Source organism: Streptomyces sp. NPDC102259, from assembly GCF_044766465.1.
Classification (GTDB): Bacteria; Actinomycetota; Actinomycetes; order Streptomycetales; family Streptomycetaceae; genus Streptomyces.
This window is the reverse complement of record NZ_JBIWMA010000004.1, coordinates 1-20,134: the sequence shown is the minus strand read 5'-3', so window position 1 is coordinate 20,134 and position 20,134 is coordinate 1. Positions and strand designations below refer to the sequence as shown.

The 20,134-nt window shown below is 71.9% G+C and carries 17 protein-coding genes; 12 read left to right on the top strand and 5 right to left on the bottom strand.

Translation table 11 applies throughout. The annotated features are described in order from the left end of the window. Window positions 1-270: 270 nt before the first annotated feature. Window positions 271-2,046 (top strand): hypothetical protein, encoded by a 1,776-nt coding sequence (locus ACIRPU_RS11880; RefSeq protein WP_403865163.1) that lies wholly within the window; start codon window positions 271-273, stop codon window positions 2,044-2,046. 120 nt (window positions 2,047-2,166) lie between these two features. Here ACIRPU_RS11880 and ACIRPU_RS11875 read toward each other — a convergent pair whose 3' ends face one another. Next, window positions 2,167-3,060, bottom strand: coding sequence for a hypothetical protein (locus ACIRPU_RS11875; protein WP_403865160.1), 894 nt, complete (start codon window positions 3,058-3,060; stop codon window positions 2,167-2,169). Between the two features lie 71 nt (window positions 3,061-3,131). Between ACIRPU_RS11875 and ACIRPU_RS11870 the strand changes: the two genes are divergently transcribed. The 4 genes from ACIRPU_RS11870 (at window position 3,132) to ilvD (ending at window position 7,653) form a co-directional block, all read left to right on the top strand. Further along, window positions 3,132-4,064 (top strand): Ppx/GppA family phosphatase, encoded by a 933-nt coding sequence (locus ACIRPU_RS11870; RefSeq protein WP_403865157.1) that lies wholly within the window; start codon window positions 3,132-3,134, stop codon window positions 4,062-4,064. A 148-nt stretch (window positions 4,065-4,212) separates the two neighbouring features. Further along, window positions 4,213-5,070 (top strand): sugar phosphate isomerase/epimerase, encoded by an 858-nt coding sequence (locus ACIRPU_RS11865; protein ID WP_355710062.1) that lies wholly within the window; start codon window positions 4,213-4,215, stop codon window positions 5,068-5,070. After that, window positions 5,067-5,672 (top strand): TetR family transcriptional regulator, encoded by a 606-nt coding sequence (locus tag ACIRPU_RS11860; RefSeq protein WP_403865154.1) that lies wholly within the window; start codon window positions 5,067-5,069, stop codon window positions 5,670-5,672. The genes ACIRPU_RS11865 and ACIRPU_RS11860 overlap by 4 nt, the downstream gene beginning before the upstream one ends. A 127-nt stretch (window positions 5,673-5,799) precedes the next feature. After that, on the top strand, window positions 5,800-7,653 hold the full coding sequence (ilvD, locus tag ACIRPU_RS11855) for a dihydroxy-acid dehydratase (RefSeq protein WP_355710058.1): 1,854 nt from the start codon (window positions 5,800-5,802) through the stop codon (window positions 7,651-7,653). Between the two features lie 234 nt (window positions 7,654-7,887). Here ilvD and ACIRPU_RS11850 read toward each other — a convergent pair whose 3' ends face one another. Then, window positions 7,888-10,047 carry a serine/threonine-protein kinase gene (locus ACIRPU_RS11850; RefSeq protein ID WP_403865151.1) on the bottom strand — a complete coding sequence of 720 codons (2,160 nt, stop codon included), beginning with the start codon at window positions 10,045-10,047 and terminating at the stop codon, window positions 7,888-7,890. 182 nt (window positions 10,048-10,229) lie between these two features. On the opposite strand from ACIRPU_RS11850, the gene ACIRPU_RS11845 reads away from it, so the two are divergent. The 3 genes from ACIRPU_RS11845 to ACIRPU_RS11835 all read left to right on the top strand — a co-directional run bounded on the left by ACIRPU_RS11845 (window position 10,230) and on the right by ACIRPU_RS11835 (window position 12,242). Beyond that, the gene (locus ACIRPU_RS11845; RefSeq protein ID WP_403865148.1) at window positions 10,230-10,553 is read left to right on the top strand and encodes an SH3 domain-containing protein; all 324 of its coding nucleotides are present in this window, start codon (window positions 10,230-10,232) and stop codon (window positions 10,551-10,553) included. A gap of 273 nt (window positions 10,554-10,826) precedes the next feature. After that, a complete protein-coding gene (locus ACIRPU_RS11840) occupies window positions 10,827-11,411 on the top strand; it encodes an EamA/RhaT family transporter (protein ID WP_403865146.1) in 585 nt (194 codons plus the stop codon). A gap of 54 nt (window positions 11,412-11,465) precedes the next feature. Then, window positions 11,466-12,242 carry a class I SAM-dependent methyltransferase gene (locus ACIRPU_RS11835; RefSeq protein WP_403865143.1) on the top strand — a complete coding sequence of 259 codons (777 nt, stop codon included), beginning with the start codon at window positions 11,466-11,468 and terminating at the stop codon, window positions 12,240-12,242. Here ACIRPU_RS11835 and ACIRPU_RS11830 read toward each other — a convergent pair. Further along, window positions 12,206-13,669: a SulP family inorganic anion transporter gene (locus tag ACIRPU_RS11830; RefSeq protein WP_403865140.1), complete on the bottom strand. Its 1,464-nt coding sequence runs from the start codon at window positions 13,667-13,669 to the stop codon at window positions 12,206-12,208. The genes ACIRPU_RS11835 and ACIRPU_RS11830 overlap by 37 nt on opposite strands. Before the next feature lie 376 nt (window positions 13,670-14,045). Here ACIRPU_RS11830 and ACIRPU_RS11825 point away from each other — a divergent pair, with 376 nt between their 5' ends. From ACIRPU_RS11825 to proC, 3 genes are all read left to right on the top strand, one after another. Beyond that, a complete protein-coding gene (locus tag ACIRPU_RS11825) occupies window positions 14,046-14,900 on the top strand; it encodes an ABC transporter ATP-binding protein (protein ID WP_403865137.1) in 855 nt (284 codons plus the stop codon). After that, complete coding sequence (locus ACIRPU_RS11820) at window positions 14,897-15,730, top strand: ABC transporter permease (RefSeq protein WP_403865134.1); 834 nt, start codon at window positions 14,897-14,899, stop codon at window positions 15,728-15,730. The genes ACIRPU_RS11825 and ACIRPU_RS11820 overlap by 4 nt, the downstream gene beginning before the upstream one ends. A gap of 235 nt (window positions 15,731-15,965) precedes the next feature. After that, window positions 15,966-16,778 (top strand): pyrroline-5-carboxylate reductase, encoded by an 813-nt coding sequence (gene proC, locus ACIRPU_RS11815; RefSeq protein ID WP_384123888.1) that lies wholly within the window; start codon window positions 15,966-15,968, stop codon window positions 16,776-16,778. Between the two features lie 16 nt (window positions 16,779-16,794). On the opposite strand, the gene ACIRPU_RS11810 is transcribed toward proC, so the two are convergent. Next, window positions 16,795-17,382 (bottom strand): cysteine hydrolase family protein, encoded by a 588-nt coding sequence (locus ACIRPU_RS11810; RefSeq protein ID WP_403865130.1) that lies wholly within the window; start codon window positions 17,380-17,382, stop codon window positions 16,795-16,797. 75 nt (window positions 17,383-17,457) lie between these two features. Here ACIRPU_RS11810 and ACIRPU_RS11805 point away from each other — a divergent pair, with 75 nt between their 5' ends. Beyond that, window positions 17,458-18,468, top strand: a complete 1,011-nt coding sequence (locus tag ACIRPU_RS11805) for a GlxA family transcriptional regulator (protein WP_403865127.1) — start codon at window positions 17,458-17,460, stop codon at window positions 18,466-18,468. Here the strand turns inward: ACIRPU_RS11805 and trpS are convergent. Continuing rightward, window positions 18,396-19,433: a tryptophan--tRNA ligase gene (gene trpS, locus ACIRPU_RS11800; RefSeq protein WP_403865124.1), complete on the bottom strand. Its 1,038-nt coding sequence runs from the start codon at window positions 19,431-19,433 to the stop codon at window positions 18,396-18,398. The genes ACIRPU_RS11805 and trpS overlap by 73 nt on opposite strands. Window positions 19,434-20,134: the final 701 nt, after the last annotated feature.

Sequence of the window (20,134 nt, the reverse complement as noted above, 5' to 3'; positions counted from 1 at the left end):
CCGCCACTGACAGCCGGGCCCGCCTGTGGACGACCGGCCTCGCCGGGCGCCCGTCCTGAGCGCTTCGACAGTGCCTCCGCGTCGCCCCGCGCGCCGCCGCACCCCCCGGACGGGACAGGCACCCCTTGTGTTTTGGCCACGCCCCGTCACGAATGAGCCATGGGACCCCCCTCCCCTGTCCCCTTATGAGGGATCGTTTCACCCGTACGGATTAAAAGGACTCAAGGGACAAGAAGACCTAGTTCCGCGCCGCCTACGGTCGCACGGGTGATGAGCAGCAGCCCGGAAATCTCGACCCGCACGACCGGCGCACACCGGGCGCACCGGGAGGCGCGCGACGGCGCTGCGGCGCGCACGCTCGCGCAGCGGCCCCCCGCGCGCTACGAGCCCTACCTGGACGGTCTGTTCACCTACTGCCTGTCCGTCCTGTGCGACCACGAAGCCGCCACCGCCGCCCTCGGTGACGTCCTCGCGTTCGCCGAACGGCGTGGCCAGCGTGGTCCCGACGCGGCGGGCGACCGCCGGGCCTGGCTGTACGCGCTGGCCCGCTGGGCCTGCCTGCGCAAGCTCACCGAGGCCAAGCAGAAACGTCAGGCCAAGCAGAAACGCCAGGGCACGCACGCCGCGGCCCGCGACGGCGCCCGTCGGCAGCAGGGCGCGAAGCCCGCGAGCGCCACGAGTGCCGCGACGACGGCAGGCCTGCCCGCTTCCGACGAGGCCAGGGAGCAGCGGCGGCGTGAACTGACCCAGCTCGCCTGGCCCGAGGCCGCCGGCACCACCCCGGAACAGCGCGAGGCGCTCGAACTCGCCGTACGCCACCACCTCGCCCCCCACGAGGTCGCCGCCGTCCTCGGCAAGGACCTGGCCACCGCCCGCGAACTGCTCGCCTCCGCCGCCTGCGAAGTCGAGCGCACCCGCGCGGCGCTCGCCGTCGTCGAGACCGGCGGCTGTCCCGGTGTGGCCCGTCTCACCGGCGAGAACCAGTTGGTGCTCAGCGCCGTCCTGCGCCGCGAACTCGTCCGGCACGTCGACGACTGTCCGCGCTGCCGCAGGACCGCCGAACGCGCCGTCCCCGGCCGCTGGCCCGGCGCCGGCGTCACCCCCGCCGAGCTGCCCGTCCTGGCGGCGCCCCGCGCGGAGCTGTGCATGGCCATGACGCACTTCCCGCGCGCGCGGGGAGCCGCCGTGCCGCGCTACGACCGGCGGGGCTTCCCGATGGACCCCAAGGACCGGGCCGCCCGCCGGGAGCGGCTACGCGCGCGTGCCGTCACCACGACCGTCGTCGCCACCGTCGTGGCCGCCCCCGTGCTCGCCCTGTGGGCGGCCTACCGGGGCACACCGACGGGGGAGGGGGTCGAGGGCCGCTCCGCCAGCGCCAGCGAGGCGCACGATCCCGACAGCCTCGACGGCGAGACGGTCGGCGGCTACGAGAACGCGGGAAACGCCAGCACCCGCCCCGGCACCGGTCTCCCCAAGGGCGACGGACCGGACGTCTCCGTGGAGGTCGTCAGCGTCACAGGGCTCGGCAGGAGCGCCGCCGGGAAGCTCTCCGTGACGGCCGCCAACAGCGGCGACACCACCCTCGTCACGCTCACCGCGGCCGCCGACGGCGACGGGCCGGTCCGCTGGTCGGCCACCACGGCCGCCTCGTGGCTCTATCTGAGCCGCTCCACGGGCACGCTGAGGCCCGGCGAGTCGGTGACGGTCAAGGTGTACGTCGATCATCTGCGCGAGCCCTCCGGGAGGTGGCACGCGCGCGTGGCCGTCGCTCCGGCGGGCGCCGTCGTCTCCATCGAGGGCTACGGCACCGCACCGGGCCCCTCGAACCCGGGGAACGGCTCCGGCCCGGGCGGCCCCGGCGGTCCGCCTCCGTCGTCCGACCCGGAACCGACGCCCACGGCGCCGTCCTCCCCGGATCCCACCCCGACCGATCCGCCGTCCTCCTCCGACCCGGAGCCCACGCCGGGCGACCCGTCCCCGACCGCCTCGGAGGACTCGAACCCGCCGTCCGACGACGGCGACCCCCCGGGCCCGGAGACGTCGTAGGGGTCGGCCGTGGCCGTCACGGGCCGCTCCGGTCGGGAACGCGGCCCACGACGGCCACGGCGGCCGAGGAGCCCGGGAGGTCGGCCCGTCGCCCCGTGAGCCCGTCAGTGAGCCCGTCCCTCAGCCCGTCGGGCGTGCCGGGTCCGCCGGATGCGGCGCCAGCAGCGGGAGCTGCGAGGCGAGGCGCTGTTCGCACAGCTCGACCAGGCGGTCGTAGCCGGCCTTGCCCATCAGCTCGGTCAGCTCCGGGCGGTAGGAGACGTACACCGGGTCGCCCGCGCCGTGTGCCGAGGTCGCGGACGTGCACCACCAGTGCAGGTCATGGCCGCCCGGGCCCCAGCCGCGGCGGTCGTACTCACCGATCGACACCTGGAGCACGCGCGTGTCGTCCGGCCGGTCGATCCACTCGTACGTCCGGCGCACCGGCAGCTGCCAGCAGACGTCCGGCTTGGTCTCCAGCGGCTCGCGGCCCTCCTTGAGGGCCAGGATGTGCAGCGAGCAGCCCGCGCCGCCCGCGAAGCCGGGGCGGTTCTGGAAGATGCACGAGCCGTTGAACGGGCGCGTCTGGCGGGAGCCCTCGTCGTCCTCCGAGACCCAGCCGTCCCGGACGCCCTCGTCGTGGTGCTGCCAGATGTCCGGCGTGAGCCGCGCCACATGCCCGGCGACGCGCTTCTCGTCGTCCTCGTCGGAGAAGTGGGCGCCCAGGGTGCAGCAGCCGTCGGCCGCGCGGCCCGGCTGGATGCCCTGGCAGCCGCTGCCGAAGATGCAGTTCCAGCGAGAGGTCAGCCAGGTCAGATCACACCGGAAGACCTGTTCGTCGTCCGCGGGGTCGGGGAACTCCACCCACGCGCGCGCGAAGTCGAGGCCCTTCTCGTCCGCGGCGAGAGCTTTCGCCGCGAGGGCCTTCACTTCCGCCGCCTGGGCCTTGTTCGACTTCTTCGGTGGCTTCACCGGCTTCGCACGCGAAGGACCGTCGGTCGATTTGTCGGTCTTCGCCTTGTTCGTCTTTGGCACTCGTCCAGGGTAAGTCGCCGGGACCCGCTTCGGGGGCGGCCGACGGCGCTGTGGGCAGTAGCGTTCCCCATATGAGACTCGGTGTCCTCGACGTGGGATCGAACACGGTGCATCTGCTGGTGGTGGACGCACACCCGGGCGCGTGCCCCCAGCCCGCGCACTCGCACAAGGCGGAACTGCGCCTTGCCCAACTTCTCGACGAGGACGGGGCGATCGGCCCGGAGGGCGTCGACAAACTGATCGCCGTCGTCCAGGAGGCGCTCCAGGCGGCCGAGGACAAGGGCGTGGAGGACCTGCTGCCGTTCGCGACCTCCGCCGTGCGTGAGGCCAGCAACGCCGACGACGTCCTCGCGCGCGTGCAGGCCGAGACCGGCGTCGAGCTCCAGGTCCTCACCGGCGCCGAGGAGGCTCGGCTCACCTTTCTGGCCGCCCGCCGCTGGTTCGGCTGGTCCGCCGGAAAGCTGCTGGTCCTGGACATCGGCGGCGGCTCACTGGAGATCGCCTACGGCATCGACGAGGAGCCCGACGCGGCCGTCTCGCTGCCGCTCGGCGCGGGCCGGCTCACCGCGGGCTGGCTGCCCGGCGACCCGCCCGACCCCGAGGACATACGAGCCCTGCGCCGCCACGCCCGGGCGCAGATCGCCCGCACGGTCGGGGAGTTCAAGCGCTTCGGCGCCCCCGACCACGTCGTCGCCACGTCGAAGACGTTCAAGCAGCTCGCCCGCATCGCCGGGGCCGCCCGCTCCACCGACGGCCCGTACGCCCAGCGGCAGCTCAAGCGCGAGTCGCTCGAAGCCTGGGTGCCCCGCCTGGCGGGCATGACGACCGCCCAGCGAGCGGAGCTCCCGGGCGTCTCCGAGGGCCGCGCCAACCAGCTCCTCGCGGGCGCGCTGGTCGCGGAGGGCGCGATGGACCTCTTCGGCGTGGAGAACCTGGAGATCTGCCCCTGGGCGCTCAGGGAGGGCGTCATCCTGCGCAAACTCGATCACCTCGCGTCGGAGTGACGGCACCGCGGGCGCGCGCCCGTGACATGGCCGGCTCCGCCGCGCGGGCGCGAGCCACCGGGACGTACGCGCACCCGCCCGTGGCGAACACCACAACGGCGGCCGGGGGCCCCGCACCCGGGTGACCGCACCCCGTAACCTGTCCCCCATGGCAGAGCCAGTCGTGCGGATCCCGGATGCGAAGGTCGCCCTGTCGACGGCCTCGGTCTACCCGGAGTCGACGGCGACGGCCTTCGAGATCGCCGCGCGCCTCGGATACGACGGCGTCGAGGTCATGGTCTGGAACGACCCCGTCAGCCAGGACATAGACGCGCTGCGCAGACTCAGCGACTACCACCGGATCCCGATCCTCGCCGTCCACGCCCCCTGCCTGCTCATCACGCAGCGGGTCTGGTCGACCGATCCGTGGACCAAACTCCAGCGGGCCCGCGCGGCGGCGGAGAAGCTCGGCGCGAGCGCGGTCGTCGTCCACCCGCCGTTCCGCTGGCAGCGCCAGTACGCGCGGGACTTCGTCACGGGCATCTGGCGGATGGCGGACGAGACGGACGTACGGTTCGCCGTCGAGAACATGTACCCGTGGCGCTACCGCGACCGCGAGATGCTCGCGTACGCGCCCGACTGGGACGTCACGAAGGACGACTACCGGCACTTCACGATCGATCTCAGCCATGCCTCCACGGCCCGCGCGGACGCGATGCAGATGATCGACCGCATGGGCGACCGCCTGGGCCACGTCCACCTGGCCGACGGAAACGGTTCGGCCAAGGACGAGCACCTGGTCCCGGGTCGCGGCGCCCAGCCCTGCGCCGAGCTGCTGGAACGGCTCGCGCTGACCGGCTTCGACGGGCACGTCGTCATCGAGGTCAACACGCGGCGCGCGATGTCGAGCGCCGAACGTGAGGCCGACCTGGCCGAGGCCCTGGCCTTCACGCGCCTGCACCTGGCCTCCGCCTCGTCGACGGCGTCGTCGGCCCCGCCCCCCGCGGCGAAGGCGCCCCGCCGATGACCGGCGTCACCGCCCGTAAACGCGGCCGCCCCCCTCGTACGGAGTCGGCGGACACCCGTGACCGCATCCTGACGGCCGCCCGCGAGGAGTTCTCCGAGCGGGGCTACGACAAGACGTCCGTACGCGGTATCGCGAAGGCCGCCGGGGTGGACTCGGCGCTGGTGCACCACTACTTCGGCACCAAGGAGCAGATCTTCGAGGCGGCCATCGAGGTCGCCTTCGGGCCCGCGCTGGGCGCCCCGGAAACGGTCGCCGACGGCCCGCTGGACCAGGTCGGCGAGCGGCTCGCCCGCTTCGTCTTCGGCGTCTGGGAGAACCCCACGACCCGTAAGCCCCTGCTGGCGATCGTGCGCTCGGCCGTGAACAACGACACCGCGGCCGCCGTCTTCCGCCGTCTGATCGCCTCCCAGGTGCTGCGCCGGATCGCCGGCCGCATCGATCTGCCGGACGCCGAGCTGCGCGCCGAACTGGCGGCCGCGCAGCTGGTGGGCTGCGCGATGCTGCGGTACGTGATCAAGGTGGAGCCGCTGGCCTCGGCGGACCTGGAGCTGATCATCGCGCGCGTGGCGCCGGTCGTGCAGGGACATCTGACCGGACTGTGAAACGCGGCCCGGGAGAGTGAGACGTTCGTCCCGGTATACGGACACCGTGTCCGACCCCTGGATGACCGGCGTACGCTCGTTAGCAGTCAGAAGTCTCTGATCGCAGTCTCTGAAGGAGCGAGCGACGATGCCCGAGCTGAGGTCCCGCACAGTCACCCACGGCCGCAACATGGCGGGCGCACGCGCCCTTATGCGCGCCTCCGGTGTACCCGGTGCGGACATCGGCCGGAAGCCGATCATCGCGGTGGCGAACAGCTTCACCGAGTTCGTGCCCGGCCACACGCACCTCCAGCCGGTCGGCCGGATCGTCAGCGAGGCGATCACCGCGGCCGGCGGCATCCCGCGCGAGTTCAACACGATCGCCGTCGACGACGGCATCGCGATGGGCCACGGCGGCATGCTCTACAGCCTGCCCTCCCGCGACCTGATCGCGGACAGCGTGGAGTACATGGTCGAGGCCCACTGCGCCGACGCCCTGATCTGCATCTCCAACTGCGACAAGATCACCCCTGGCATGCTGAACGCGGCCCTGCGCCTCAACATCCCCACGGTCTTCGTCTCCGGCGGCCCGATGGAGTCCGGCCGCGCCACCCTCGTCGACGGCACGGTCCGCACGCTCGACCTGGTCGACGCGATCTCCGACGCCGTGAACGACAAGATCTCGGACGAGGACATCCTCCGTATCGAGGAGAACGCCTGTCCGACCTGCGGCAGCTGTTCCGGCATGTTCACCGCCAACTCGATGAACTGCCTGACCGAGGCCATCGGCCTCTCCCTCCCCGGCAACGGCTCGGTCCTGGCCACCCACACGGCCCGTAAGGCGCTGTACGAGGACGCGGGCCGCACGGTGATGGACATCACCCGCCGCTACTACGAGCAGGACGACGAGACGGTCCTGCCCCGCAACATCGCCACCATGGCGGCCTTCGAGAACGCGATGGCCCTCGACATCGCGATGGGCGGCTCGACCAACACGATCCTCCACCTCCTCGCCGCCGCCCAGGAGGCGGGCGTCCCGTTCGGCCTGGAGGAGATCAACGCGGTCTCGCGCCGCGTGCCCTGCCTGGCGAAGGTCGCGCCGAACGTGGCGAAGGACCGCACGTACTACATGGAGGACGTGCACCGCGCCGGCGGCATCCCCGCCCTGCTCGGCGAGCTCCACCGCGCGGGCCTGCTCAACGAGGACGTGTTCTCGGTCCACAGCCCGTCCCTGGCGGACTGGCTGAAGACCTGGGACGTCCGCGGCGGATCCCCCTCGCCCGTGGCGCTCGAACTGTGGCACGCGGCCCCCGGCTGCGTCCGCTCCGCCGAGGCCTTCTCCCAGTCCGAGCGCTGGGAGGCGCTGGACGTGGACGCCGAGGGCGGCTGCATCCGCTCCGCCGAGCACGCCTACAGCAAGGACGGCGGTCTCGCGGTCCTGCGCGGCAACATCGCCGTCGACGGCTGCGTGGTCAAGACGGCCGGCGTCGACGAGTCGATCTGGACCTTCGAGGGCCCGGCCGTCGTCTGCGAGTCGCAGGAAGAGGCCGTCGAGAAGATCCTCAACAAGCAGGTGACGCACGGCGACGTCGTCGTCATCCGCTACGAGGGTCCCAAGGGCGGCCCGGGCATGCAGGAGATGCTCTACCCGACGTCCTTCCTCAAGGGCCGCGGCCTCGGCAAGACCTGCGCCCTGATCACCGACGGCCGCTTCTCCGGCGGCACCTCGGGCCTGTCGATCGGCCACGCCTCACCCGAGGCGGCCTCCGGCGGCACCATCGCCCTCGTCGAGGACGGCGACCGCATCCGCATCGACATCCCGAACCGCACGATCGACCTCCTCGTGGACGACGCCGAGCTGGCCCGGCGCGAGGCGGCCCTCGGCGGCGTCTACGCCCCGAAGAACCGCGAGCGCAAGGTGTCGGCCGCCCTGCGGGCCTACGCCGCGATGGCGACGAGCGCCGACAAGGGCGCGGTGCGGGACGTGTCGAAGCTGGGCTGACGCCCCGGACACCCGGACAGTCACCACCGGGCAGGCAAGGCAAGCGCTGATGTGAGGGCCGTCTCCGCCGTACGGAGGCGGCCCTCGGCGCGTCTCACCAGCCCGCTGTGATCAGTCGGCCGTCATCAGTCCGCCGTCATCAGTCCGCCGTCATCAGTCCGCCGTCATCAGTCCGCCGTCATCCGTCCGCCGTCATCGGTCCGGTGTCGCCGGCCGGCTGGGGCCGGCCCCCACTCACCAGTCCGCCGGGTCCCGTCCGTCCACGGCGAAGACGGTTCCGTCGGGGGCGCCGGCGTAGACGTGGCCGTCGACCGCCTCGGGCGCGGGCAGGGTGGCCACCACCTCGTCCGAGTTGGCGCCGAGCCGCAGTGCCGTCTGCCCGACGAGCCTGCCCTTCTGGGCGTCCACGGCGAGGAGCCGCCCGTCGGCCGCGCTGAAGTAGACGTGCTCGCCGTCGGCGGCCGGCACCGAACCCCGGCTCACCGCCGTCTGGAGGGACCACACCTGCTTGTCGAGGACCGTGTCGACGGCGACGAGCGATCCGTCGAAGGCCAGGAGGTAGACCCGGTCGCCCTGCACGGCGGCCTGCGCCTCCTGGAGCGCGACGCTCAGCTTCACCCGCAGCGACTCCTTGTCCTGCGGGGAGTAGCGGACCACGGCGTCGACCGTGCCGTAGTCGTCGCCCTCGGACAGCAGGACGAGGCTGCCGTCGGAGGTGCCCACCAGCCGCAGCGATCCACTGAGCCGCTCGTCCCAGCGCACCTTCCCGGTCGCGGGATCCACGGCCGTGATCCGGGTGCGCCCGTCGTCCGACGTGCTCGACGCGTACGCCAGCGGATCCTTCGGGAACGCCATGAAGTACGGCTCGCTCAGCCCGGGAACGCGCCGGCTCCACACGGACTTCCCCGTCGCGGCGTCCACCCCGGTCACCGTGTCGTCGGCCGAGGTCAGCAACACGGTGCCGCCGACGGTCCGGACACCCGGGTAGCCCGACAGGTCGCGCTGCCAGCGGGTGGCGCCCGAGGCCGGGTCGAGCGCCTCCAGCCGCTTGCCCGAGTGCGTGATCACCTGAGCCAGCCCGCCCGCGAGCACCGGCGCCTGGCTCGGCCCGTCGTCGTCGGTGAGGACGTGCCGCCACAGCACTCGCCCGTCGGACGCGTCCAGCGCCGACACCAGCCCCGACTGGACGCAGATCAGCCGCCGCGCGTCGTAGGCGCACTGGGGCATGCCGCCCGTGCCCGCACCGGTACCCGCGCCGGTGCTGCCCTTCGTCGGTCGCGTGCTCCAGGGGGCGAAGGCCGGCGACGCGGACTGCGAGCCGCCCGCGCCGCCCCGCGCGTCGTGGCCCGGGTCCTCCTCGCCGGGCAGCTGCGTGGCGAGGACCGCGCCGCCCGAGAGGACGACGACCAGCGCGCCGACGGCGAGGGCCACCCGCCGACGCCGACCGCTCAGCCGCACCTTCGCGCGGACCGGTGCCCGCGCGGGCTCCTCCGACCTCTTCGGCTCGTCCCCGGCCGCCTCCTCCAGCGCCCGCTGTGACGGTATGAACGCCTGCGTGTCGTACGAGGCCGCCACCGACCGCAGTTCCCGCATCAACTCGTCCGGCGTGGGCCGGTCCTCGGGCTCCTTGGCCAGACAACGCACCACCAGCGGCGCGAGGTTCCCCGGCACGCCGGTCAGATCCGGCTCGTCGTGCACGACCTGGTAGGCGACGACGTACGGGCTGTCGGAGTCGAACGGCCCGCGTCCCGTCGCCGCGTGCACCATCACCGACCCGAGCGCGAAGATGTCGGCGGCCGGCCCCACCTCCCGCGGCCGCCGGAACTGCTCCGGCGCCATGAACGGCGGCGTACCGATCAACTTGCCCGTCTCGGTGCGCAGTTCGCTGTCCTTCGGCCGGGAGATGCCGAAGTCGATGACCTTCGGCCCGTCCTCCGCCAGCAGGACGTTGCTCGGCTTCAGATCCCGGTGCACGACCCCGACCCGGTGGATGTCCCGCAGCGCCTCCGCGAGCCCGGCCATCAGCCGCCGCAACTCGCCCGAGCGCATGGGCCCGTTCCGCTTCACCTGCTCGGCGAGCGTCGAACCGGGGATGAACAGGGTGGCCATCCAGGGCCGTTCGGCCTCTGGATCGGCGTCGACGACGGGCGCGGTGAACGCCCCGCTCACCCGTCGAGCGGCGGCCACCTCCTGGCGGAAACGGCCTCTGAACTCGGGATCCCGGGCGAACCGGGCATGGACGACCTTCACCGCGACCTTCATCCCGGAGGTACTCCGGGCCAGGTGCACCACGCCCATGCCACCGGAGCCCAGGCGCTCCTCCAGGCGGTAGTGGCCGGCGTACTCCGGAAGTTCCGCTTCCGCGTCTGCCCCGGTGTTGCGCTGTGGCGTCATGGACCACCCCCGTGCTGTTCAACCGGCGCGCGCGACGCACGGAGCCTAGTCGATGACTCGTACGGGACAGAGGCGGCTTGCTAGCCTCCGTGTGCGAATCCTGTACATGTGTTTCATTGCGTGTTTGAGGGGAATCAACGTGACCCCATGGCAGTCATGGGGTTCGACGGGGGAGGTTTTTCATGTCTGTTGACCGTGTGGAAGAGGTCGTGAGCGGCGAGCCGGCGGAGGCCGTCACGACGGCCGCGGCGGCGTCCCTCACCTACTATCCGGTCGCCCCGGGCGTCCGGCTGAACGTCCGCAGCGGCCCCGGTACGAGCTACCCGGTCGTCAGGGTCCTGGCCGAGGGCGTGAAGGTCCCGATCTTCTGCCAGACCCCGGGCACCTCGGTGACCGGCCCGTACGGCACGACGAACATCTGGGACAACATCGCCGACGGCCAGTTCGTCTCGGACGCCTACGTACGGACCGGCAGCGACGGCTACGTCGCCGCCCACTGCGCCTGACTCTGACCCTGACCGGAGCCGGACGCTGATTCGGAGCCCGAGCCGGACCCTGAGCCGGAGCCGGAGCCTGACGTTGATTCGGAGCCGCCCCCGGATGTGGACGCTGATTCGGAGCCGGACCCGACCGCTGACCTGAGGCGCAACCTCGGACCGGCTTCGGCCCGGCCTGGGACCAGCCTTGCTCCGGCCGGGGCCCGGCTTCGGCCCGGCCTCGGACCGGTCCAGGCGCGACCCACCCGGGAGCCCGCCTCCGCCCGGAGCCATAATCGTCCCGTGAGCGACGAAAACGGCACCCCGGACACTTCGGCCGGCTCCCGGGCCACCTCGCCCGGCACGGCGGGCACCCCCACCGGCACCCCCGCCGGCCGGTCGGGAAGCCCCGCCGGCGCCGGTCCCCGCCCGGAGCCCCTCCGCTTCTTCGGCACCACCTGGGTGGACCACGACCCCGGGTTTCGGGGCTACGCGGCCCGCCGTGTCGCCGCGGCCGTCGGCGCCCTGACCGCCGTCGTCGTCTCCTGCCTCGTCCTCCGCTTCGCCTACGAGGGCATCGCGATCGCCGACCTGGGCGGCTTCGTGACGGTCCTGGTCGTCGTGATGTTCGCGGTCTGCACCGCACTCGCCTTCCGCCACACCTGGGAGGGCTTCACCAAGCGCCCCGACCCCGACCGCCAGGCCTCGCTGCGCGGTCTGCTGGCCGTCGGCTTCGTCGGCTCGCTGCTCGCGTACTTCGTCCGCGCCCTCACCGAGGCGCCCGGCGAGAGGCTCCACCGCGAGGAGTACGACACGGCTCGCGACCAGTACGCGCGCCGCTCCACCCGCCGCACGGGCAACCCGTCGAAAAAGCGCCGCCGCGGCTGACGCCCTTCCCCGGACCCGTTCCCCTTCTCACCCTCCTCCGGCCACCATGACCCCATGACGGTCTCCTCCCACACCCTCTCCCACGCCACCCGAGCCCACTCCTTCAACTCCGCCGCGGCCCAGTACGCCGCCAACCGCCCCTCCTACCCGACCGCGCTCCTCGACACGATCGAGGATCTCGCCGGCCGCCCCCTCACCGGCGCACGGGTCGCGGACATCGGGGCCGGCACCGGCATAGCGACCACCCTCCTGCACACCCGCGGCGCCGACGTCATCGCCGTCGAGCCCGGGGACGGCATGGCCGCACAGTTCCGCCGCACCCTCCCCGGCGTGCCGATCGTCCGCGGTGACGGCAACCACCTCCCGCTGGCCACCGCCTCCCTCGACTTCCTCACCTACGCCCAGTCCTGGCACTGGACCGACCCGGCCCGCTCGGTCCCGGAGGCCCTGCGCGTCCTGCGCCCGGGCGGCGCGCTGGCGCTGTGGTGGAACACGGCCGCCCTCGACGTGCCCTGGCTCGCGGAGGCCGCCCGGCGCGTCGACCGGTACTTCGGGGAGAGCACCCCCGCGAACACCGACAACGTGAACGCCCGGGTCGTCGACCCCACCGGCCGCCTCGGACTGACCCGTCGTGAGGTCCGCTGGAGCCGCCGCGTCCCCGTCGACACGCATCTGGCCAACCTCGGCAGCCACTCGCTGTTCCTGGTCCACGGCGAAGAGGCGAGCACCGCCTTCCTCGCCGAGGAGCGCGACCACCTGATGCGGGCCTTCCCCGACGGGCTCGTCGAAGAGGTCTACGACGTCATCCTGCTGCTCGCGACCAGAGCCTGACCGCGTGCGGCGGCCCACCCCTCCAGGGCCGCCGCACACGCGTGATCCACGTGCCGCAGCCCGCCCAACTCCAGCCGCACCGCACGGTCGTGCGGCAGCGCGTCCAACGCGTCCAGCAGCTTCGGCAGCCGCAGGAACGTCGCATGCCCCAGCACCCGTACGACGAGCCCGGCGTCGCCCTGGTCCGCCGTCTCGACGTGCACATGGCTGATCTCCCACGCCGTCTTCGCCACGGCCAGCGCCAGCCCGACCAACACCCCCTCGAACAGGTTCCCCGCCACGATCGCCACCGCCGTGACCCCCAGCACGACAGCCTCCGCCCGCTGCCCGCGCCACAGCTTCCGTGCCTCCCGCCAGGGCACCAACCTGCAGCCGACGCACACCAGCAACCCGGCCAGGGCGGCGACCGGAACGGCTCCCAACACGCCGGGCAGCGCGGCCGCGAACAGCAGCAGCCACACCCCGTGCAGTACCCGCGAGGCCTTGGTCCGCGCACCCGTCCGCGCCCTCTCGGAGACCGCGCCCCCGGCTCCCGCGGCCGCGCTCCGCACGAGGAAGGTCGTCATCGGCAGCGCGCCCAGCACCCCGCACACGGCGTTGCCCGCGCCCTGTGCCATCAACTCCCGGTCGTAATCCGTCCCCCGTCCGTCGGGCAGGCGATCCACCGCCGCGGCGCCGAACAGCGACTCCGCCGACGCGATCAGCGCGAACGCCACTACGGTCCCGATCACCCCCACTTCCGTCAGCCGTCCGAGATCCGCCGCCTCCGGCACCCGTACGGCATTCCACAGCCCCTGCACCTGGACCCGCCGCACCTCCAGGTCGAACACCCATGTCGCGCACGCCGCCGACGCCACCGCGACCAACGGCGCCGGAACCAACCGCGCACCACGCCGCCACCGCCCCCACAGCAGCAACACGACCATGGTGGCACCGCCCACTGACAACGCCACCGGGTCCAGCCGTCCGGGCAGCGACACCAACCCGGTGAGCCGGCCGAGCCCGCCCGCCGGAGCGGCCGCGTCCCCGAGGGCGTACACCTGCCCGGCGATCAGTACCAGCCCGATCCCGGCGAGCATCCCGTGCACGACGGCCACCGACACGGCCCGGAACCACCGTCCCAACCGGAGCGCGCCGAGCCCGAGCTGCACCAGTCCGGCGGCGACCACGAGCACGCCGAGCGCCGCCAGGCCGTACCGCTGCACGGCCTCGTGGACGAGCACGGTCAGCCCGGCCGCCGGCCCGCTCACCTGCAGGCTGCCGCCGGGCAGCGCCCCGACGACCAGCCCGCCGACGATGCCGGTGATCAGCCCCAGCTCGGCGGGCACACCGGAGGCCACGGCGATGCCCACGCACAGGGGGAGCGCGACGAGAAACACGACGAAGGAAGCGAACAGATCAGCTTTGCGGACACCACGGAGCGACACGACGGCACCTCCAGGAGGAAACGGGAGATGCGTGGGCGCGCCGCACCGGGGGAGGGCACGGCGACGAAGGCGCGCGGACCGGAGCGAGCGCGACAGCGACACTCCAGCAGCGCATGAATTCCATTGTCGGTTGAAACGCCCGGCTGGGCAGGTGGTTCCTGTGGTGACCCGGTGAACACGGAAGCGAAGGAACCGGAACATCCACTTCCAACACCACCCCTACGAGCCTGCGCCACCCCAACGCGCCCGCGCCGCCCCTCCCTGCCCGCCCCCCCACGCGTAGTGCGCTCCTCGTGTCGAAGCCGTCTCCCCGCGCCGACGTCGCCCCCGCCGGGCCACTTGACGCCCCAGCGCACCCCGGAGCATTATTCATCGCATGATGAATTTTAACCCGGACTCCCGCCCACCCGGCGAGGACACGACCCAGGCCCCGCCTGCCGTGCCCGCCGTACGGGCCGAGAACCTGACCGCCGTCCGAGGCCCCCGCACGGTCCTGCGCACCCTCGACTTCACCGTCCCCCGTGGCCAGATCACCGGCTTGCTGGGCCCCTCCGGCTGCGGCAAGTCGACCCTCATGCGCTCGATCGTCGGCACCCAGGACAAGGTCACCGGCACCCTCGACGTCCTCGGCCACCCCGCGGGCCACCCCACCCTCCGCACCCGCATCGGCTACGTCACCCAGGCCCCCTCGGTCTACGACGACCTGACGATCCGCCAGAACCTCGACTACTTCGCCGCGATCCTCGACCCGGGCCGAGCCGCAGCGGACCGCCGCCACGACAACGTCACCCGAGCCATCGCCGACGTGGACCTCACCAGCCACGCCGACGCCCTCGCCGGCAACCTCTCCGGCGGCCAGCGCAACCGCGTCTCGCTGGCCGTGGCGCTGCTGGGCACCCCGGAACTCCTGGTCCTCGACGAACCGACCGTCGGCCTGGACCCGGTTCTGCGCCGCGACCTGTGGAACCTCTTCCACGACATCGCCGCCACCCGGGGCGCGACCCTGCTGATCTCCTCGCACGTCATGGACGAGGCCGAACGCTGCCACCGCCTGCTCCTCATGCGCGAGGGCGAGATCCTCGCCGACGCCACCCCCGAGGCCCTGCGCACCCGCACCGGCGCCGACACGGTCGAGTCGGCCTTTCTGCGCCTGGTGGACGCGGCGACAGAGGCAGCCCGCACCGAGGGGACCCGCACGAAGGAGACCCGCACGAAGGAGACAACCCGATGACCAAGCCCACCACCACCACGACCACGGCCAAGACCCCGACCAAGACCACGCCCACCACCCCGGCTTCGGCCCCCGTACGCACCACCAGCGCCCTGAGCCTCTCCCGCACCACCGCCACCGCCGCCAGGGTCCTGCGCCAACTGCGCCACGACCCCCGCACCATCGCGCTGCTGGTCCTCATCCCCTGCGTGATGCTGTTCCTGCTCCGCTACGTCTTCGACGGCAGCCCGCGCACCTTCGACAACATCGGCGCGTCCCTCCTGGGCATCTTCCCGCTGATCACGATGTTCCTGGTCACCTCCATCGCCACCCTGCGCGAACGCACCTCGGGCACCCTCGAACGCCTCCTCGCCATGCCCCTCGGCAAAGGCGACCTGATCGCCGGCTACGCCCTCGCCTTCGGCATCCTCGCGATCATCCAGTCGGCCCTGGCCACCGGCCTGGCGGTCTGGTTCCTCGACCTGGACGTCACGGGCAGCCCCTGGCTCCTCCTCCTGGTCGCCCTCCTCGACGCCCTGCTCGGCACCGCCCTGGGCCTCTTCGTCTCGGCGTTCGCCGCATCGGAGTTCCAGGCGGTCCAGTTCATGCCGGCGGTGATCTTCCCCCAGCTCCTCCTCTGCGGCCTCTTCGCTCCCCGCGACACCATGCACCCCGCGCTGGAAGCCGTCTCCGACGTCCTTCCCATGTCCTACGCGGTCGACGGCATGAACGAGGTCCTCACCCACACCGACATGACGGCCACCTTCGTACGAGACGTCCTCATCGTCGGCGGCTGCGCCCTCCTGGTCCTGTGCCTGGGAGCGGCGACCCTGCGACGCCGCACAGCGTGATCCCGTCTCAGCCCGTCCGGGGGCACAGCCCCAGGGACGGGAAGAGAAAAGGAAGAGAAAGGAAGAGGAAGGGAAAGGAAGGGAAAGGAAGGGAAAGGAAGCGACGGGAAGGGAAGGGGCGGCGGGGGCGAGGAAACAGCAGTCCGCCCACCGGACACCCAGGCCGAACCCCCACCTCCGGTGCGAGGATGGCCCCGGACGACGGACGACGCACACCTCCGGAGGGCCCCGCACCATGACCCAGAAAGTCGCAGTCCTCGGCACCGGCAAGATCGGCGAAGCCCTCCTCAGCGGCATGATCCGAGGCGGCTGGCCCCCCGCCGACCTCCTCGTCACCGCCCGCCGCCCGGAACGAGCCGAAGAACTCCGCACCCGCCACGGAGTCACCCCGGTCACCAACGCCGAGGCCGCGAAGACAGCGGACACCCTGATCCTCACGGTCAAGCCGCAGGACATGGGCGCCCTCCTCGACGAGCTCGCCCCGCACGTCCCCGCCGACCGCCTGATCATCAGCGGCGCCGCAGGCATCACCACCGCCTCCATCGAGGAGCGCCTCGCCACCGGCACCCCGGTCGTCCGCGTCATGACGAACACCCCCGCCCTCGTCGACGAGGCCATGTCCGTCATCTCCGCCGGCACCCACGCCACGGCCGCCCACCTCGCCCACACCGAGGAGATCTTCGGCGCCGTCGGCAAGACGCTCCGCGTCCCCGAGTCCCAGCAGGACGCCTGCACCGCCCTCTCCGGCTCGGGCCCGGCGTACTTCTTCTACCTGGTCGAAGCCATGACGGACGCCGGCATCCTGCTCGGTCTGCCCCGCGACAAGGCCCACGACCTCATCGTCCAGTCCGCGATCGGCGCCGCGACGATGCTCCGCGACAGCGGCGAACACCCGGTCAAACTCCGCGAGAACGTCACGTCCCCGGCGGGCACCACCATCAACGCCATCCGCGAACTCGAGAACCACGGCGTACGAGCCGCCCTCATCGCCGCTCTCGAGGCCGCCCGCGACCGCAGCCGCGAACTGGCCTCCGGCAAGAAGGACTGACCGCCGCCGGGGGCGGTCACCGGCCGGCCGCCCCCACGATCTCCTCCGTCGTCACCACCCGCGCGAACCCGCCCCCGTGCAGGGACACCGCCGACGCCTGCGCGATCTCCTCCGCGCTCCGCCGCCAGCCGAACGGGCCCTCCAGGTCGAACGTGTACGTCGCGTCGTACGCGAACAGCACGTCGTACCCGAGATTGCCGCCCATCCGCGCCGTCGTCTCCGCGCACATGTTGGTCTGGATCCCGGCCACCACGATCTGCGAGACCCCTTCCGCGGTCAGCCAGGCCCCCAGATCCGGCGTCCCGAGGAAGGCCGAGTTCACCGTCTTCGTGAGGAACAGCTCGGCCCCGGCGCCCTTCCCCCGCCGCTCCTCCACATACTCCTTGAACGCGTTCCCCTCGTACCCCAGCCGCAGCGGCGACCCCGGCTTCACCGAGTCGTGCCGCACGAACACGACCGGCCGCCCCGTCCCCTGCCATACGTCGATGAGCGCGGCGATGTTGTCATCCGCCCCGGGATTGTTCCGCGCTCCCCAGAAGTCCAGCTCCTCGAAGCCCTTCTGCACATCGACGACCACCAGCGCTGCGTTCTCCGCGATTTCCATGCCCCCGATCCTGCCGCCGGGACCGCCCGCGCCCCAGCAGGTCAGAAGACAGCGATCGATGGTTTACTGCCAGGCGTGGACCCTGTGTACCGTGTCGCCCTCGTCGCCTTCCCCGGCATCCGCGCCTTCGACGTCTCCGTCATCAACGAGGTGTGGGGCACCGACCGCACCGACCGCGGCGCCCCCGCCTTCGACCTGCACCGAGTCGCCATCGACACCGCCACCCCCGTACCGATGCGCGGCGGCCTGGCCCTCCTCCCCGACCGCACCCTCACCTGGCTCTCCCGAGCCGACCTGATCCTGGTCCCCGGCCTGGACGACCACCTCACCCCCGCACCCGCCCCCGTCCTGGACGCCCTCCGCCGCGCCCACGCCCGCGGCACCACCCTCGCGGCCCTCTGCGGCGGCGCCTTCACCCTCGCTCAGGCGGGCCTCCTCGACGGCCGCCGAGCGATCACCCACTGGAACCTCATCGACCTCCTCCGCGCGCACCACCCCCGGGTCGGCGTCGTCCCCGACGCGCTCTTCATCGAGGACGACAACATCTGGACCGCGGCCGGCACGGCGGCCGGCATCGACCTCTGCCTCCACCTGGTCCGCCGCTCCCACGGCGCCGAAGCGGCCGCCACCATCGCCCGCTCGATGGTCACCGCACCCTTCCGCACCGGCACCCAGGCCCAGTTCATCGAACACCCCACCCCGCGCGCGGACCGGGACGCCGACACCCTCGCCGCCGTACGCGACCACGCCCTGCGCCACCTGCACGAACCACTCACCGTCGCCGACCTCGCGGCGCGGGCGGGCATGTCCCCCCGCAGCTTCGCCCGCCACTTCACGGCCGAGACCGGAGCCACCCCCCTGCGCTGGCTCCTCGACCAACGCATCGCCGCGGCCCAGAAGCTCCTCGAACGCACCGACCTCCCCATGCCCGAGGTGGCCCGGCGCTCCGGCTTCGGCAGCGAGGTCACGATGCGCCAGCACTTCGCATCGCGCCTCGCCACCAGCCCACGCGCCTACCGCACCGCGTTCAGCACCCGATCCGTGGCCGACTCCGGCGCGGGCGGAAGCAACCCGATCGCGCGATAGGCGCTGTCCACGACCGGCCGCGCCATGGCCCGCGCCTTCGCCGCCCCGTCCCGCAGCACCCCCTCCACATGGACGGGATCCGCGCACAGCTCGCTGTGCCTGGCCTGCACCGGCCGCAGAACCTCGACCACCGCGTCGGCCGTGTCCTTCTTCAACGCGCCGTACGACGCATAGGCACCGGCCAGGGCCTCCGGCTCCCCGCCCGTACACGCGGCGAGGATCTCCAGCAGATTGGCGAGCCCCGGCCGCTCCTCCCGGTCGTACACGACCTCCCGCCCACTGTCGGTGACGGCCCGCATGACCTTCTTGCGCACCACATCGGGCTCGTCCAGCAGATAGACGATCCCCGGCCCGAAGTCGTCGCTCTTGCCCATCTTCGACGTCGGCTCCTGGAGGTTCATCACCCGCGCCGCCACCGCCGGATGCGTGGCCTTCGGCACGACGAACGTGTGCCCGTACCGCTGGTTGAACCGCACCGCCAGATCACGCGTCAGCTCGACGTGCTGGGCCTGGTCGTCGCCCACCGGCACCTCGTCGGCCCCGTAGGCGAGGATGTCCGCCGCCATCAGCACGGGATAGGTGAGCAACGACAGCCGCACACTGCCCCCGCGCTCCCGCTCCCGCCCGGACTTCTCCTTGTACTGGATCATCCGCCGCATCTCGCCGTCCGTGGCCACGCACTCCAACAGGTACGACAACCGCGCGTGTTCGTCCACATGACTCTGTACGAACACGGTGCACAGCTGTGGATCCAGTCCCACCGCCAACAGCAGCGTCGCCGCCTGTCGACTGAGCCGGCGCACCCGAGCCGGATCGTGGTCCACGGTCAGCGCGTGCAGATCGACGACACAGAACAGGGAGTCCGCCCGATGCTGGTCGACCTCGGCCCACTGCCGCAGAGCTCCCAGGTAGTTCCCCAGCGTCAGATGCCCGGTCGGCTTGACCCCGCTGAAGACCCGCTTCATCTCTCCACCTCCTGGTCGAGACCGCCGCTCCGGCCGGCCGACCCCCTGGAACCCTGGAGGGAGAAATGAGAACGGCCGCCGAAGCGGCGGCCGTTGAGTGCATACGTGAAGCACGGCCGCCGTCAGGCGGCCCACCACAGCTGGGTGCACGTACGCGTAGTCATGTCCGTCAGAGTACGCCTCAGGGGTGTCCGAGGGACATGAGTTGACACACCCCGACCGGCTACGTAGTGTTCTCCGAGTTGTTCGACGTGAGCGCCGACCCCGGTCGGTCCCCGGACAGCCATTCCGTAAGTACCCACCACTTCTCTACGCGCAGTCGATTCGTCTGCCGTCGTGACGTTGGCGTGTGTATTCACGAATGAGGAATCCGTGTTCGAAAGGACGCAGGACCCCGATTGGCTTCGGGGGACGGGAATCCGCTAAAGTCTCACTCGTCGGAACGGCCCAACAGCCGGGAAGACAAGCCCCCTCTGACTGGGAATCAGGCCCGAAAGGATCTGATAGAGTCGGAACCGCCGGAAAGGGAAACGCGAAAGCGAGAACCTGGAAAGCACCGAGGAAATCGGGTCGAGAAAAGATCTGATAGAGTCGGAAACGCAAGACCGAAGGGAAGCGCCCGGAGGAAAGCCTGAGAGAGTCTCTCGGGTGAGTACAAAGGAAGCGTCCGTTCCTTGAGAACTCAACAGCGTGCCAAAAAT

What these genes read in the sequence shown, in the direction of transcription:
- trpS (WP_403865124.1), bottom strand. Translation starts at nt 19,433, where the DNA reads ATGAAGCGGGTCTTCAGCGGGGTCAAGCCGACCGGGCATCTGACGCTG.
- ilvD (WP_355710058.1), top strand. Translation starts at nt 5,800, where the DNA reads ATGCCCGAGCTGAGGTCCCGCACAGTCACCCACGGCCGCAACATGGCG.
- ACIRPU_RS11810 (WP_403865130.1), bottom strand. Translation starts at nt 17,382, where the DNA reads ATGGAAATCGCGGAGAACGCAGCGCTGGTGGTCGTCGATGTGCAGAAG.
- ACIRPU_RS11860 (WP_403865154.1), top strand. Translation starts at nt 5,067, where the DNA reads ATGACCGGCGTCACCGCCCGTAAACGCGGCCGCCCCCCTCGTACGGAG.
- proC (WP_384123888.1), top strand. Translation starts at nt 15,966, where the DNA reads ATGACCCAGAAAGTCGCAGTCCTCGGCACCGGCAAGATCGGCGAAGCC.
- ACIRPU_RS11865 (WP_355710062.1), top strand. Translation starts at nt 4,213, where the DNA reads ATGGCAGAGCCAGTCGTGCGGATCCCGGATGCGAAGGTCGCCCTGTCG.
- ACIRPU_RS11850 (WP_403865151.1), bottom strand. Translation starts at nt 10,047, where the DNA reads ATGACGCCACAGCGCAACACCGGGGCAGACGCGGAAGCGGAACTTCCG.
- ACIRPU_RS11825 (WP_403865137.1), top strand. Translation starts at nt 14,046, where the DNA reads ATGATGAATTTTAACCCGGACTCCCGCCCACCCGGCGAGGACACGACC.
- ACIRPU_RS11845 (WP_403865148.1), top strand. Translation starts at nt 10,230, where the DNA reads ATGTCTGTTGACCGTGTGGAAGAGGTCGTGAGCGGCGAGCCGGCGGAG.
- ACIRPU_RS11880 (WP_403865163.1), top strand. Translation starts at nt 271, where the DNA reads ATGAGCAGCAGCCCGGAAATCTCGACCCGCACGACCGGCGCACACCGG.
- ACIRPU_RS11820 (WP_403865134.1), top strand. Translation starts at nt 14,897, where the DNA reads ATGACCAAGCCCACCACCACCACGACCACGGCCAAGACCCCGACCAAG.
- ACIRPU_RS11870 (WP_403865157.1), top strand. Translation starts at nt 3,132, where the DNA reads ATGAGACTCGGTGTCCTCGACGTGGGATCGAACACGGTGCATCTGCTG.
- ACIRPU_RS11835 (WP_403865143.1), top strand. Translation starts at nt 11,466, where the DNA reads ATGACGGTCTCCTCCCACACCCTCTCCCACGCCACCCGAGCCCACTCC.